This is a genomic window from Faecalibacterium sp. DFI.5.82, assembly GCF_029076575.1.
Classification (GTDB): domain Bacteria; phylum Bacillota; class Clostridia; order Oscillospirales; family Ruminococcaceae; genus Faecalibacterium; species Faecalibacterium duncaniae.
The window spans coordinates 1-292 of the sequence record NZ_JARFIS010001013.1 but is presented as its reverse complement, the minus strand read 5'-3'; the positions used below and the strand labels follow the sequence as shown (position 1 = coordinate 292).

General features: G+C 66.4%; 1 pseudogene. It reads right to left on the bottom strand.

Annotation, left to right across the window (positions count from 1 at the left end):
• Window positions 1-292: pseudogene (locus P0G09_RS19925) on the bottom strand (hypothetical protein); the annotation flags it as partial.

The window sequence follows — 292 nt, the reverse complement described above, 5'->3', positions numbered from 1 at the left end:
GTTCCCGGCAGATGAGCTCCCCAGCCGTGTCCAGTGCAAAGACATAGGCAGTGCCCGGCGTATCGGCCGGGAGCACGATGTCTCCCAGCGCTTCCCGCCGCAGTTCCCGCCCCATCAGGCTGCCCAGATAATCCTTGTGGCCCGGCAGTGCCGCCCCGGAAAGGGTGCGGCAGGTCAGCTTCACACAGCACAGCGGGCTTGCAGGGTAGCAGCCCTCCGGCTCCAGGCAGAGCAGCTTCCGCTCTGCTCCGGGCCAGACGCCCTCAAAGTGATAGTCGCTCTCCGGCACATC